At 50.9% G+C, this 16,246-nt stretch carries 4 protein-coding genes; 1 reads left to right on the top strand and 3 read right to left on the bottom strand.

The features are described from left to right. Position 1: 1 nt before the first annotated feature. The 3 genes from EL633_RS32000 to EL633_RS31990 all read right to left on the bottom strand — a co-directional run bounded on the left by EL633_RS32000 (position 2) and on the right by EL633_RS31990 (position 12,321). A complete protein-coding gene (locus EL633_RS32000) occupies positions 2 to 9,670 on the bottom strand; it encodes a type I polyketide synthase (RefSeq protein WP_126631269.1) in 9,669 nt (3,222 codons plus the stop codon). 4 nt (positions 9,671 to 9,674) lie between these two features. Further along, complete coding sequence (locus EL633_RS31995) at positions 9,675 to 11,483, bottom strand: fatty acyl-AMP ligase (RefSeq protein ID WP_126631268.1); 1,809 nt, start codon at positions 11,481 to 11,483, stop codon at positions 9,675 to 9,677. Positions 11,484 to 11,643: 160 nt separating this feature from the next. Beyond that, positions 11,644 to 12,321 (bottom strand): response regulator transcription factor, encoded by a 678-nt coding sequence (locus EL633_RS31990; RefSeq protein ID WP_218027623.1) that lies wholly within the window; start codon positions 12,319 to 12,321, stop codon positions 11,644 to 11,646. Positions 12,322 to 12,860: 539 nt separating this feature from the next. Between EL633_RS31990 and EL633_RS31985 the strand changes: the two genes are divergently transcribed. After that, positions 12,861 to 16,181: an AfsR/SARP family transcriptional regulator gene (locus tag EL633_RS31985; protein ID WP_126631267.1), complete on the top strand. Its 3,321-nt coding sequence runs from the start codon at positions 12,861 to 12,863 to the stop codon at positions 16,179 to 16,181. Positions 16,182 to 16,246 lie beyond the last annotated feature (65 nt).

Raw genomic sequence — 16,246 nt, 5'->3', positions numbered from 1 at the left:
TTTATTTCACTCTTCCGCTCATACGCTTTTTCAAATTCACCCTACGTTTGTCACTTCTTTCATTCAGTTCGGCTGCCGTCACACTCTCCTTTTCCTGGTCCAGATACGTTGCCATCGCGCTGACTGAAGGCGCTTCATAGAGCACATAAGATGGTAATGTTTCTTGCAGAAAGGCTTTACGCAAGCGATTGATCAGTTCTAGTCCAACGAGCGAGTTGCCTCCCAGATCAAAGAAGTTATCGTGGATGCCAACGTCAGTGATGCCCAACAGATCTTCCCAGATGCTGGCGATGCGTGTTTCGGTAGCGTTACGCGGCGCAACATAGGTATTACCCAATGCTGGTCGGTCGTGTTTAACTGGTGCCTGTCTGCTTTTCTGATTATCAGGTATCATCGAGGCCAGGGTCATAGTGCGGCTCAGCTCGATCAGCGCCTGAAAGTTCTGTGGTGACACAATCACCTGGGTCTGACGATGGGACAGGACCCTGCGCAGGACCTTGGCACCTTCGGCAAAGCTGATCCCGAAACGCGCCCGATTCTCTCGAAAGAAGCTTTTTGTGGCTTCATCGAATCCTTCTAAGCCAGCTTCCCAGGCATTCCATTGCCACTCACTCCAGGCGATTGAGGCCACCAGTGTATGGGGTGTACGCTGATGGTGGGCATAGCTATCCAGGAAAGCGTTGGCCGCGCAGTAATCGACCTGGCCCGGGCCACCGGTCACAGCGGTAATCGATGAGAAGAGGATCAAGAAATCCAGGGGATGTTCTTGCAGGACACGCTCCAGGACTCGTGTGCCCTGGACCTTTGGCGCCAGTACCTGGCCTGCTGCTTGCTCAGTCTTAAGCTGTATCAAGCCAACACCAGGTAAACCTGCCACATTTAGCACGCCATGTAAGCCTCCAAAGGTGGCTTGCGTGCGGGCAATAACCTGACGCATCTGTGCTTCGTCTGCCACGTCTGCCGCCAGTATCAATACCTCTGAACCGAGTTCCTCTAATTGCAAAACCTGGCGAATTTGACGACCTGTGCCTGCATGATCACCTTGTTCAGCGATAATGCGCTGCCACTGATCGCGTGGTGGAAGACCAGTACGCGAGACAAGGACCAGTCTGGCCTGGACACTACGGGCCAGATAATTGGCCATGGCCAGTCCTACACCACCCAGACCACCGGTAAGCAAGTAGGTACCACGATCACGAAGTAAAGTTGTATGCGTGCCTTGCTGCTCCAAACGGCAAGGCTCATAGACAGGAATCCAGCGATGACGACCACGAAGTGCGACCTGCGGCTCATTGGATGTTGACACCAGTTCTTGCAACAATGTGTCCATCTGCTGTTGCGTGATCGACGCTGCAAGATCAATCTGCTGACATTGTAGGTTTGTATACTCTTGTGGAATGACCTTACACAGTCCAGTCACAGTAGCTTGCTCGGCTGGAGCATATTCATCACCGAGCACATCATACAAGTTCTCTGTGATCACGGAGATCCGACAACCATCTATCTGGATATCACCCAGCGCCTGAGCAAGTGATAAGAGATGGTAAAAACTTCTCTCAAGTACGGTCCTTTCAGCCTGATCAGGATGTGCCATTGGCCAGAGGCTAATGATCCGGGTTGGGATTGTTTCCGCCTCGCGAAGAGTGCGCAACAGGGTTGTATAGTCGGCGCGTGCGGCAGGATTGATACGGTAACTATGGTCGGCAACCTGTTCAAAAACATTGCCACTCTTCACGACCACCACACGTTGTTCGCTCCGGGCTAATCCCTGGAGGAGCGCTGTACTCACCTGGTCGTCATTCGCAAAGACAAGCCAATGGAATGGAGCAGCTATACTGGTGGCGGTATGTTGGAACGTTGCCTGCTTCCATACGGGTTGATAGAACCAGTCAGCAATATCAGCCTTCTTTTGTTGTTCCGGCTGCGACATAGCGGGTCCGCGTTGCAGCCCCTGCGGCGCATCAATAAAGTAGCGTTGACGCTCAAAAGGATAGGTGGGCAGCGGGATACGATAGCGAACCTGCTGCGCATAAAAATTTTGCCAGTCGAGCGGGACCCCGGCCAGCCAGAGCTTGCCAAGCATAGTGAGCAGATAGGACTGCTCTGCCTGGCGTTCAAAACGTCCTGGCAGGGTGGGCATGACCCGCTGCATCTGTTCTCGACTGCACAACGCATGCTGACGTACAAACGAACCAAGGGACTGGCCAACGCCCACTTCCAGCAGCACCTGCTCTGGCTCCTGCAACAACACTCCGACGCCATCGGCAAAACGTACCGTCTCGCACATGTGCCGACCCCAATAGCTGGCATCGGTGGCCTGCTCCTCTGTCAGCCAGCTTCCGGTGACGTTAGAGAGCAGTGGAATCTGGGGGGCGTGCAGTTGCATGCCTGCCAGCAGGCTCTCCAGTTCCGCCCGGACAGGTTCGAGCATACGCGAGTGGAAGGCATGGGTGGTTTCAACCCGACGCGCAATCACCTCGTCGTGCTCCAGTTGCACCTGCAGGCGTGCGATCGCCTCTACGGGTCCGGCCAGCACACAGGTCATAGGCGCATTGATGATCGCCAGATTGATCTCGTCCGTCAGGTAGGGCTGCACCGCCTGCTCGGAGAGTCCCACGGCCAGCATTGCGCCCGCCGGTTGCCGGGCAATCAGTTGCGCTCGACGCGCCGTCAGCAGGAGCGCATCTTCGAGCGAGAAGACCCCCGCCAGGCAGGCAGCCACATATTCACCCAGGCTATAGCCCAGCAGCGCCTGAGGCTCAATCCCCCAGTGCTGCCAGAGCCGGGCCAGAGCGTACTCCAGCACGAAGACCACGGGCTGGGCCACGGTCGTCTCGGCCAGCGGCTGAGGCTGTGCCGGCTGCTGCTGTCGATCACGCATGGCGCTCAAATCGATAGATCCGGATGTGACGTCATCAGTGGCATCAGCAAAGAGCAGATCGCGCAGGTCCTGACCCAGTAGCGGCTGTAAGAGCTCACAGCACTGATCGATCAGCGTACGAAAATAGGTCTCCTGCTGATAGAGCTGGCGGGCCATACCGATATACTGCTCACCCACGCCTGGAAAAAGGAACGCAACCCGCCGGTCTGTCCGTGGCTCTTGTGCGCTGAGCACATGTGACGACTGTGGTTTCTGTAACGCCTGGATGGCTTCCTCGGTATTGCGGCAGACGATTAGCCGCCGATGCGCAAATTTCCGTCTACCAAGCTGCAGTGTATAGGCGACATCAGCCAGATTGGCCTGCGGATGCTGTTGCAGATAGCGGCAAAGGTTCTCTGTCGCCACATCCAGAGCCGAGGCGGTACGGGCCGAAAGGAGTAAAAGTTGCCATGGCTGGGCAGCGCTACCAGGCTGGCGTTCAGGTGCTTCTTCGACAATGACGTGTGCATTGGTGCCACCCATGCCCAGCGAATTCACGCCGGCCCGTCTGGGTCCATCCTTGCTTATCCAGGGTGTTAATTGGGTATTGACATAAAATGGACTGGTCGCAAAATCGATCTCAGGATTTGGAGCTTTATAATGCAGACTCGCAGGCAGTTCTTTATGCTTGAGTGCCATCACAGTCTTGATCAAGCCTGTGACGCCTGCTGCACGATCGAGATGACCAATGTTGGTCTTGACAGAACCAATGGCACAATAGCCATTTTTCTGTGTATAAGCACGATACGCTCTGGTGAGCGAGGATAACTCAATCGGATCGCCAAGCTCGGTTGCGGTCCCATGGGCCTCAACATAACTAATGCTGGCGGGATCAATCTGGGCAACCTGCAGGGCCGAGGCGACCACTTCTGCTTGCCCGACAATGCTGGGTGCGGTATAGCTGACCTTGAGCGAGCCATCATTGTTAATCGCGGAACCTTTAATCACAGCGTGAATGGTATCGCCATCGGTTAACGCATGATCCAGTCGCTTCAGGGCAACGAGCGCCACGCCATCACCAAACAGACTTCCACGTGCGTCAGCATCAAAGGTACGGCAATGACCATCTGGCGATTCCATGCCACCTTCGTGATAGCTATAGCCTATCTTGGATGGTATGCGTAAGGAGACGCCGCCGGCTAGCGCAATATCACATTCGCCATTGAGCAGACTGCGACAGGCCAGATGCGTCGCCACCAGCGAGGTCGAGCAGAAGGTCTGGACCGCAAAACTGGGGCCACGCAGATTAAGCTTATAGGAAACGTTGGTGGTCAGCGAATCTTTATCATGGCCGATGACCATCTGATAATCATCCATCTCCTGCAACGCATTTGCCTGGGAGAGGACTGTCATATACATACTCAGATTGTTGCCACCATAGACACCTATCAGTCCTTGATAGGTTGAGGTATCATAACCAGCCATCTCTAAGGCTTCCCAGGCACATTCCAGGAAGAGGCGATGCTGCGGATCGGTCAGCTCGGCCTCACGCGGACTATAGCCAAAGAAGGCGGCATCAAAGTTTTCGATCTCTTCGGGTTTAAGGATTGGCCGTGCTTTAATATAGTTTTCCTGTGCTAACTGGCTGGCATCAACACCTGCGGCCAACAATTCTTCATCACTAAAGTGCGCAATCGATTCAACGCCGTTGCGTAAGTTTTCCCAGAATTCCTCGACATTCGAGGCACCAGGAAAACGCCCGGACATACCAATGATGGCAATGTCACCTGTGCCGGTTGATTTTTGTGCTTCTTGCCGTCTCATGGCCAAACGTTGCTGCTGATCTACCGGTTGGTCAGCGATGGATTGAGGCAGAAGATGCTGGACCATGGCGCTAATGGTAGGGGCCTCAAACAGAGACATGGCTGAGAGCGGCTGCTGGAAAACTTTCTTGAGTCTGGCAACCACCTGCATGCCAATCAGTGAGTTACCACCCAGGTCAAAGAAGTTATCATATAAACCAACTTTTTCCAGTCCCAGTGCGTCCTGCCAGATGTCGGCAATCGCCCGCTCATACTCACTCCGAGCCGTGAACTCAGCGGGTCCCTGGCGGCCAAATTTGGATGCTGCTGTTCGCGGCGCCAGGGTCACTGTAGCCACGTCCTCGCTATCTTCCTCGAATATTGACCATTGTTGCTGGCGTGCCTGCAAATCGCCTGTGGAATTGACCAGATGGCGGTAACGTGTTTGCGCCAGTACACGGATAACGGCCTCACAACCTTCTTGAGCCGTCATGGCATATTCCGCGGCGGAGCCACTTAAGGCCTGAGATTGCTCTTTGTCTGAACCAACATGCCAGGTATCCCAGTTGACACAGGTCCAGGCTCCTGTTGTTCGACGATTATGACTATAGGTAAAGGCGTCAATAAAGCTGTTCGCTGCGGCATAGCCAACAAAGCCCAGACCACCAAGGACTGCGGATATCGATGAGAACAGCAGGCAAAAGTCAAGATTCTGGCCCTGCAGCACCTGTTCCAGGACATATAAGCCATAAACTTTGGCTTGAAAGTGCTGCTCGCATTCAACGGGCCCGATGTCTAAAGTACTTTTAAAGGCTTCCGCATGTGTATTGCCCGCGGCATGGATCACGCCATGGAGAGTCCCAAAGTGTTGCTGAATGTGCTGGATCGCCACACGCATCTGCTGCTCATCCGCACTATCCGCTTGTACAATCAAGATCTGGCTGCCACATTGTTGTAGCGCCTGTAATTGCTGAATCTTACGACTGATCGTATCATCCGCACTATGCTCTTCCAGCCAGCGTGTCCAATCGCTCTGCTCAGGAAAAGGGCTACGAGTTGTAAAGACCAGTCTCGCTTGCGCAAGGATAGCGAGATGGCTGGCCACAACCAGGCCAACCGCACCCAGACCTCCTGTAATCAGATAGACGCCTTGCTGGCGCAGCGGAAGATTATCCGCTAGCGCTTCATGGAGCTGGACCTGCTGGTAGGTCCGCACCAGGCGCTGACCGGCACGATAAGCGACGAGCAGATCATTGGTAGCGGTCATACATTCAGCGAGCAGTTGCTCGGCGCCCGGCAGAGCTGCCTGCGCAGCAACAGGATCATATGCAAGATCAATAAGGCGACAGCTGATCTGGGGATTCTCCTGCGAGATCACCTGACAGGCGGCCTGTAAGGTTGCTTTCTCAGGATAGACCACCTCTTGCTCCTGACAGGCCTGGCTGTGATTCGTTATTACGTGTATGCGTATCTGTGATGTTGCCCTGGTGGATAACGCACGGGTCAGGAAAAGAAGACTATAGAGTCCACATTCCTGCATAGCGCGAAAGAATGCCTGACCTGAAGCCTCGTCTGCCGTGGAGGTTATGCTCCAGCCATGCAGAATGGTCTGTGGCTGCAACTGTTGCTCGTTCAGACACTGCCATAAACGCTGGTAATCGCCAGCTTCGGCGGGACGCAGCACAAAATGATGTTCATCAATTTGTGTGAATTGTTGGCCGCGCCGGACACAAATGAAGGGCTGTCCATTTCTCTCACATCCAGGACGGAGCTGTTCAAGCAGGTCTGCATCATCCATGAAAGCCAGCACAGGAGCAGAAAAGTTCAACGTTTTGTTGGTACCTGGCAGAGCGACTTCTTTCCAAGTGGGCTGATAAAACCAATCGTCAATCTGTGGCACTTTCTTGGGCTGGCCGGTTAATGGATGGCGTTGCTGTTGTGCTGCTGGACGCGCCGCGGTAATCCAATAGTGTGTCTGTTCAAAAGGATAGGTGGGCAAAGCTACCCAGGGTTGCGGCTGATCGGCATAATAGGACTGCCAATCGAGCGGGACCCCGGCCAGCCAGAGCTTGCCAAGCATAGTGAGCAGATAGGACTGCTCTGACTGGCGCTCAAAACGTCCTGGCAGGGTAGCGATGACCCGCTGCATCTGGTCCCGGCTGCACAACGCATGCTGCCGTACAAACGAACCAAGGGACTGGCCAACACCCACTTCCAGCAACACCTGCTCTGGCTCCTGCAACAACACTCCGACGCCATCGGCAAAACGTACCGTCTCGCACATGTGCCGACCCCAATAGCTGGCATCGGTGGCCTGCTCCTCTGTCAGCCAGCTTCCGGTGACATTGGAGAGCAGCGGAATCTGGGGGGCGTGCAGTTGCATGCCTGCCAGCAAGCTCTCCAGTTCCGCCCGGACAGGTTCGAGCATACGTGAGTGGAAGGCATGGGTCGTCTCGATCCGGCGCGCAATCACCTCGTCGTGCTCCAGTTGCACCTGCAGGCGTGCGATCGCCTCTACTGGCCCGGCCAGCACACAGGTCATGGGAGCATTGATGATCGCCAGATTGATCTCTGTGGTGAGGTAGCGTTGCACCTCCTGTTCCGAGAGTCCCACGGCCAGCATTGCGCCTGCTGGTTGCCGAGCGATCAATTGCGCTCGACGCGCCGTCAGCAGGAGCGCATCTTCAAGCGAGAAGACGCCCGCCAGACAGGCGGCCACGTACTCACCCAGGCTATAACCCAGTAGCGCCTGAGGCTCAATTCCCCAGTGCTGCCAGAGCCGGGCCAGAGCATACTCCAGCACGAAGACCACGGGCTGAGCCACGCTGGTCTCGGCCAGCGGATTTGTCTGCTGCGGCTGTCGATCACGCATGGCGCGCAGATCCATAGATCCCGATATGATATCCACAGCGGTATCCGCGAAGAGCAAGTCGCGTAGATCCTGACCCAGTAGCGGCTGTAAGAGCTCACAACACTGGTCAATCAACGTGCGAAAATAGGTTTCCTGCTGATAGAGTTGCCGGGCCATGCCGATATACTGCTCACCCACACCTGGAAAAAGAAAGGCGACTGCTGGTCGCGAGTCTTGCTGTACGCTTGTCTGCATTTGGGCTGGCTCCCAGGTCTCTAAGTGCTTGATAGCCTCATCTCTGTCCTGGCTCACCACGATACGGCGTACATTGAGCACACTTCGTCCCTGTTGCAACGTTGCTGCTACAGCGGCCAGATCCACTTGTGGATGCTGCTTAAGATAGGTCGCCAGTTGCGCTGAAGTACGTTGTAGGGCCGCATTTGTCTTAGCTGAGAGGACCAACAACTGAGCGGATGGTGCCTGTTTGCTGGCCACATGGGACTGCTCAGCGAGCGTTGGCGCCTCTTCAAGGATCACATGGGCGTTTGTCCCAGACCAGCCAAACGAACTGACGCCTGCGATGCGGGCTCCTGCTGCTTTCGGCCAGGCGGTTGGTTGGTCCGGCACATGCACAGGAATGCTCTGCCATGGAATGTGGGCATTAGGTTTCTGCAAATGCAGATGGGGAGGGATCTCACGCTGTGTGAGCGATAAGATTGTCTTGATGAGTCCAGCGATACCCGCCGCTCCAGCCAGATGGCCAATATTGGTTTTGACGGTCCCCACCAGGAGAGGGCGCTCCTGAGAATGGCCAGTTCCCAATACTGAGGCTAAAGCACTGATCTCAATAGGATCACCAAGCGCGGTGCCAGAACCATGGGTCTCGACGTAATCTACCTGTTCGGGGCTGATATGCGCATTGGCCAGGGCACTACGAATGACCGCTTCCTGAGCCAGTTTGTTTGGGGCGGTAATACCATTGCTGCGTCCATCTTGATTGACAGCGGAGCCACGGATAACGGCCAGAATATGGTTATGATCAGCCATGGCGTCTGAGAGTCGCTTGACGATCACGACGCCACAACCTTCACCTAAAGCAAAGCCATCAGCGGCCTCATCAAAGGTACTGCATTGTCCGTTTGGAGATAGCATGCCCATTTTACAGGCGTTAACCATCGTTTCAGGCAAGACAATCGCATTGACACCACCGACAACGGCCAGTGAGCATTCTTGATTGCGCAAACTCTGACAGGCCAGATGCAGTGAGACCAACGATGATGAGCAGGCGGTATCGACAGTGAGGCCTGGCCCATGCCAGTCATACAAATAGGCCAGACGACCGGCCGCCATGCTTGAAGAGCTTCCGATACTCCAATAAGGATCATCAATATAGTCAGGCTCGCCAGTCTGGCTTTGCAACTGTAAATATTCCAGATTATTCATCATACCGATGAAGACACCTGTCTGGCTCCCGGTAAGGCTTTCACTTGGAATACTGGCATGTTCCAATGCTTCCCAGGTTACTTCATACAGTAGACGCTGCTGCGGATCCATGCGCATAGCTTCACGAGGTGAGATACCAAAGAATTCAGCATCAAAACGGCTGCTATCCGCGAGAAAACCGCCGTGGCGCGTATACATTTTGCCTGGAGCATCCGGATCTGCGTCGTAATAGGCGTCCACATCCCAACGACTGGCTGGCACCTCAGTAATACCGTTGCCACCATCACGGAGAAATTGCCAGAAGGCGTCGGGATTGGTCACGCCACCGGGAAAACGACATCCAATGCCGATGACTGCAATCGACTCGTCTGGCGCCACATCCCTGTGCTGCTCTGCCTCGGAGACGTCATCGACTGAACGACTCAACGCACGCGCAAGCTTTCTCACAGAAGGATGATCATAGAGGAGGGTTGGCGAAAGCTCACACCCTAACCAATCCTCCAGATCGCCCGAAAGGCCAACGGCATCCACGGATTCCAGCCCATAGCTCGCGAATGGCTCATCACTGCGTATCTGCTCTGGCGCGATCTGTAATATTTCGGCCAGATGCTCGCTTAACCATGCCTGTATGGCGTGTTCACTCTTTCTGTCGCCAGCCTGGTTTGCTACCGACGGTGTCATATGTCCTTGAGGGGTGAGAAGCTCTTCATTCATCAATCTACTCGTTCCACTTGTTGAGGCTATTCGCTAAAAATGCTGCTTTACATGCACGACGCTGCACCTTTCCGCTTGAAGTCTTAAACATATGTCCCGCTTTCAGGAGCTGGATGTGCGCAATCTGGAGTTCTTGTTCTTCGGCGACTGCACGGCGGATAGATGTGTAAATCTCTTCAGGATCAATGGGTTGGCGCACGACATCGCGATCATTTTTCGGTGCATCCTGTTGTCCGGTAGCGGTAACATCCTGAACAATATCCGGGATATAGCGTGGATGCACCTCAGCCACGACGACCAGCTGCTCTTTCCCTTGTATCTCTGTCGCAAAAGCCGCACTACATCCAGGGCGCAGAGCATAATGACTTTTCTCAGCCACGGCTTCGATGTCCTGAGGATAATGGTTGAGCCCGCGAATAATGATCAGGTCTTTTAAGCGTCCCGTGATAAAAAAGACATTCTCATACACAAAACCGAGATCACCTGTCCGTAAGAAGGGTCCTTCACCACTATCAGCCAGGCGGGCACGAAATGTTCTTTCGCTCTCCTCTGGATTTTGCCAGTAGCCCTGAGCAACGCTGCGTCCTCCAATCCAGATTTCACCAATCTGGTCAGGAGCGCATTGCAGCAGGGTCTCAGGATTCACGATAATGGTTTTTTGATCAATGGGTGTGCGTTGATAGCCAACGACATTGACACATTCTGCGTTCCGCTCAAGATCAACCTCGACGCGTCCCTCCTGGAGAGCCGCTTTACGGACGGGAAGGAGAATCGGAGCATCAATGTGGCTTCCAGTCGCAGCCATCAAGGTTGTTTCGGCCATCCCATATCCGGGAAAAAACACGTTTGGACGTAAGCCGCTTGGCGTAAAGGTCTCGATAAAGCGTTTCATCGTATCTTCACGTACAGGCTCTGCTCCGTTGGCTGCTACCTCCCAGTTACTCAAATCAAGACTTTCAATCATCTCGGGCGTCGCTTTGCGTGAGCATAATTCAAAGGCGAAGTTGGGTCCAAAACTCTCTGTTGCCCGGTAGTTTGACATCGCTTGCAGCCAGCGCAACGGACGCTGGAGGAATGCCAGTGGCGACATGATAGTTGAAGGACATCCTCCATACAGCGGCAATAAAATTCCGGCAATCAATCCCATATCATGATATGGTGGAAGCCAGCTGACCAGATGGCTATCATCATGTTGACCGCAACATTCATGTAACATCGAGAGATTATAAACAAGATTTCCGTGTGAGACCATCACTCCTTTTGGGGTCGAAGTGGAACCAGAGGTATATTGGAGAAATGCTAAGGTGTCACCATGAATATCAGGACGATGCCATTCATCCGCACGATTTAACGGAAGATTATCGGTGGTAATAAACTCCACATGTTGTAAGGCCTGTATATTTTGAAACCAGGTGCGCAGATTGCCAACGAGATCACTGGTCGTCAGAATAATTTCTGCCTGGGTATCAGCTACAATGGATTGAATACGTGGCATCATCCGCGCCGATGCGGGTGGATAGGCAGGAACGGCAATAGCCTGGGCATATAAGCAGCCAAAGAATCCAGTAATATAATCCAGGCCAGGGGCATGTAATAGTAATACCGGCTTGCCTTTCACCTTTTTACTCTGCAGGAAACTCCCTAACGCGCGAGCACGCTGGTCCAACTCGGCGTATGAGAAATGGCCTTCTTCTTTTTCACCCTGACGCAAAAAGTTATAGGCTCGCCGATCTGGTGTGTTGTGTGCACGCTCGTGCAATAAATCGACGAGTGTCGATACTTTATTGATCTGATCCGCAAGATAGATACTCATGTTGCTTCTCCAGACATCTAATCTTATCCGCTAGTTTTTTGTGTAGTACTAGCATACCGGGCTCAGGCAGATTTTTCGTCATGACAGCATTGTATTTTTCTTCCCTCTGCACGGTAGGAAATCACTGATTGCGCCTCTTCCAGGCGTGCATACAAGATATTTACACGTTCTCCCGCTCGTCAAGCGTATTGAAAGGTGAAAATAATCCCACCATGTACGCTGCGAGTAATGCATCGTGTTCACAATGCACGCCAAGATGATCATAGATATGCTGAAAATGCTTACCCACGGTCGCCGGTGTAATACACAATATCTCAGCGATCTGATCCCGGTTATGGCCATAACAGATCAATGAAAGTACCTCCTGCTCACGCTTCGTCAGAGAGCCGTTGATAAAATAATTCAGGTCTTTACACTGACACTGAATAAAAGCGGCTTGCTCAAAATTGTGGAGGAGGCTACTACATACCTGTGCCAGCAATTGCGCGGCGGCTAAAGACATGGCTGGCAGCTCTGCATTCAAAGGATCCGCCAGAATCTTCAGGGTACCGTATACAGACTGACCAAACTGGACGGGAAATGTCAGGCGAGCAGAGGAAGTGGTATGGACACGTTTCATGTGCATGCCAAGCGAGAGCTGGGCACGTCCCTGCGTTATCACGGTCACTTCTCGACATAAGCGTGCAATGCCGTCTATGCCTTGTTCACAAAGCATCTGTGAGAAATTCAATAATGCTGTGATCTGCTGCATATCTTGCAGAACGTTTTCAGAGACTACCAGCTCTTCATGTGCTTCTCTGGTCCGTCTATTGGACGATACATATGGGTTGATAGCCAATGGATATCATTGCCTTTCCATCATTTTACACCTATCCTCACATGTATTCATGAGTAGACATATAAAATGATATACTAAAGATATATGCGCTTCTTCTTTTGATAGTTGGAACCTTGTAGTAAAAAGAGCATACATGGTAAACGTTCACTGGTAGTAGACATCGCCATTGAGCAGTTTGCAGACAGTTCGCACTTTTACGTTAGCAACGTTTTAAAGTTGCGTTCTTCTCATAAAATGCAGCTTTCACATGCCTTATGTTAAATATTTGTTAAATGACTCTATTCTATAGGAAATAACTTGACAAGGGTGTAATTCCTGCATAATACTTACAAGAAAGACTTTTTAGAGCTATTCAGGTTATAGGATCATAGCGGATGCCTTAATATAACCTTAACAGTATCCAGGTTCCTCACTGTTGACTTGTCTGGTATTGTGCGCTTGACCTGACATCAAAGTACTCTCGCTCTCTATGAGTGCTCTACCAATGTACCTGTTACTTGCTGCTGGTTGTCATAAAAACATGGAACAAAGGAAATCGTATGCTCAGTTCATATCTACAAAGAAAATTTATCCAACCAACACTACCTCCCACTATCCTCCACCGTGAATCACTGGTAAAACTCCTGCATAATGCGCTCGCAGATCCTCCCGATACGGTAACGCTCACTAGCCATGCAAATAGTTGTAAACTGGTCCTAGTCTCCGCGCCTGCTGGTTATGGTAAAACAACTCTCCTCGCTGATTTCGCCAGACATACATCCCTTCCGTGTTGCTGGTACTCCCTTGATCAATCTGATGCCAATACGTATTTATTTATCAGTCGCTTCATTGCCTGTATTCAGCAACATTTTCCACAACTTGGCACAGATTTTGCACAGATTTTAGAGCCTAATTTTCCGGCCGATACTCATCATGCTGAAATTGAACAACGCATTAGCACCATTATTGATGCGCTCGTCACGCGTATTACGACTACCATTCCACACCGTTTTGCGATCATTCTCTGCAATTATCATGAAGTTAATGAAAACGACCATATCAATACCTTCATCAACATACTTCTCAAGCACACATTTGAACAATGTACCCTGATCATCGAAAGCCGAGCGATCCCTTCTCTGGAGCTGGCAACATTGCTCTCCCATCATCAACTCTTTGGCATTGGTAGTAATGTCTTGCGTTTCAGCATCCAAAATATTCATGATCTGATCCAACTCCAACACCTTCCACCGCTCACAGAGGAAGAGGTGCAGTACCTTTCGAAATCATTGGATGGTTGGATTGCGGGTATCCTGTTAGGCACACGCCTGGGCGATCGTTCTGCAAGTATTCAAACCACTTCAACGCAGGAAATGTGGGGCTCTCCTGCTATACGTATGGATAAACAAAACTTATTTGCGTACATGGTTGATGAAGTGTTCAAGTCTGAAACAGCTATTTACCGCTTCCTGAAAGAATCTTCTATCCTGCACCAGTTGACACCTTTCCTGTGTAACCAGTTGCTTAATATAACCACTGCCGAGCAACAACTTTCCTATGTAGAAAAACAGGGCCTCTTTGTGATACGCAACGATGATGAAGATCAATCTTTCTATATCATGCACCCTATTTTGCGCGAGCTCCTTTTGGATGAGTTGAATCGGCAAGATATTCATCATGCACGTCGTCTACATCAACGGGCAGCCTCTATTTTCTATGATCTCCAGGACTATGACGAGGCAATAGCTCACGCGATAGAAGCCCAGGATTTTGAACTGGCGACCAAATTCATTTCGACAAGCGCCAAGGATCTTCTTCACCAGGAAAATGAAGAAAAAATTGCCCGGTGGATTGATATGATTCCGCTTCCGGTCTTTGAGGCTTCCTCACAACTTTTACTCATTCGTGCCAAAATCTATCTGAGCCGTAGCGAATGGTTACAGGCACAGCCACTCCTGGAAAAGATCATTGCACTGACGAGCACAGAGACACAACATGGGCAGGAAAACATAACGTCAACCGCAATAGCTGATGTCCTTATTGCACAAAGCCGAACCCTGTTTAATGCAGGGCACTATCTGCAATCACAGCGGCTGTGCGAACAGGCATTACAACTTCTCCCAGAAACTGAATATGCGTTACAAGCCAAAGCCCATCACTACATTGGGATTGCAGCGAGTTTACTTGGGGACTGCAAGACGGGTCTTTCTCAAATACAACGAGCCCTCCAACTCTGTAGCCATCAGACGGAGACGAATGAAACAGCTATTCTCCATAGTAACTTATCAAACATCTATAATATGATTGGTAATTACATGCTGGCTGAATACCATTGCACGACAGCGATCAAGATCTATAGAGATTTAGAGAATAAGCGTGGTGAGATCGATAATTTAATAGGTAAAGCTATCATTAAGCGGAATAAGAGCGAGATAGATGCTTCGATAGCCTTGTTTCAGGATATCCTGACAATGACACGTGAGGCCAACTATATCAATGGCGAGGCATATACCCTGGAAAATATGGGTGAGGTCTATCAGGATCAAAATAATCTGGAATTATCTTTGCAAGCACTGGACCATAGCCTGATGCTTGCACGCAAGATAGGCGATAATATGCTTATTAACAATACGCTTTTGAATATGGCCATGGCCTATCTCTACATGGGCGATCCAGTTACCGCGTTATTGCTGGTCGATCAAACGCAGATCAAGACACAGGAGACAACAAGTTATGATGCAATGATCTGCCTGCTTACCAGAGGAACAATCTATCTCTATCAACATCAGTATCAACGCGCAGAAGAGATTCTTAGCGATCTGCTTCCATCAATCGAAAAAGCTGGCTTAAAGAGTCGATACATTCGTGCACTCATTCGTCTTACGGCCTGCTATATAGGACTCAAGCAACCCGCTAAAGCGACAGTTCTGATGGAGCAAATTAGCGATATTATCCAACAAGGAAATCATCAACATATTACAACAATGGAACTACAACGACTGCCAGAACTAAAACAGGCATTACAAGAAAGAGCCAACAGTACATCTGAAGCCTCACCAGACATCTCGGCAGGAAATGCTCATCCACCAGTTGAGCCACAGCTTATTACCCGGACAAATGAAAACCAGGAAACTAAAACACTACGTATCCTGGCCTTTGATGAACCAGAAGTCCTGATTAACGGGATGCCGGTACGACGCTGGCGTATGGCTCAGGCAATGGAATTATACTTTTATCTCCTGGATCACCAACGTCCGGTACGAAAAGAGCAGATTATTGATGCATTATGGCCTGAGTCTGACGAAAATGTGGATCAGAAATTACGGTCAACTATTTATTACTTGCGAAAAGCAATTGGTGAAGCTTGCATTACCTATAATACAGGTATTTATGTCCTCGATAATACAGCAGTCTATGGCTCACATGTCTGGTATGATGTAGATATCTTTCAACACCACTATACTGAGGCGAAACAAGCATTGCAACAAGAGGATCATGCACATGCAAAAACTGCCTTCGAAACCATGGTCTCACTATATCGAGGGGATTATGTGCGATCCTTCTATAGTAATTGGTGCTCATTACGCCGTGATGAGTTGCGACGCTCTTACCTGGATGCCCGCCGTCAACTGGCATTGCTTGCCTGGCACTATGAAAATTTGGAAGAGAGCATTCTGCACTGGCGCTATTTACTCAATGTCGATAACTATCTGGATGAGGGACATTATGGATTGATGCGCTGTTATATCCGTCAGGGAAAACGTAATCTGGCACTCCAACAGTATCATCACTATCGTGACTTACTCGATAGTGATCTTCATCTTGCTCCAAGCCCGACTATTCATAAATTATATCAAAAACTTATGCATGCCGACAGCTAACAGATAGAAACAACATCTCTGTTAACCGCGAACTCAGTGCGAACAAGCCGTCAACAGCATACATG

Source organism: Dictyobacter alpinus, from assembly GCF_003967575.1.
Classification (GTDB): Bacteria; Chloroflexota; Ktedonobacteria; order Ktedonobacterales; family Ktedonobacteraceae; genus Dictyobacter; species Dictyobacter alpinus.
The sequence above is the reverse complement of the archived record's forward strand: the minus strand, read 5'-3'. Positions and strand labels throughout refer to the sequence as shown.